A 443-nucleotide genomic window follows, 5' to 3' on the forward strand; every position below is an offset into this window, starting at 1 on the left:
CTTCGACTGACCCTTCAGCTAAAGGTTGTTTTAATTGTTTATTTGAATCTTTTTTCATGGATGGACGCCCCTTTTTCTTAGATTGAAGGGCATCAATTCCTTGTGTTTCGAGCTGTTTTTTCCAAACAGAAATCGTTGAAGGGGCAGGAATATTAAAGATAGCTGCCGTCTCAAATAAGGACATACCGTTTTCAATCATAAAGTTTAGTACGTCTAGTTTAAATTGTTGTGTGTAATTTGTACATCGTTTTAGAAAAGCTTCCAGACCATTCTGTTTATATTGGTTTACCCAATTCAAAATGATTGTGTCACTTATACCGAGCGATCTACCCATTTCTCGATAACTTTCATTTCCGTTCAAATAACGTAGAACGATTTGTATTTTTTCATCAGCTGTAAATTTAGCCATAGAAAAACTGCACCTCCAATTGTTAGACTGTGTC

General features: G+C 35.7%; 1 protein-coding gene. It reads right to left on the reverse strand.

What is annotated here, in order from left to right:
* A partial coding sequence (locus tag ACS2FK_RS30505; protein ID WP_438899979.1) for a transposase occupies positions 1 to 409 on the reverse strand: 409 nt, incomplete at its 3' end.
* Positions 410 to 443: the final 34 nt, after the last annotated feature.

The organism is Bacillus cereus group sp. BceL220 (genome assembly GCF_051776965.1).
Taxonomy (GTDB): Bacteria; Bacillota; Bacilli; order Bacillales; family Bacillaceae_G; genus Bacillus_A; species Bacillus_A cereus.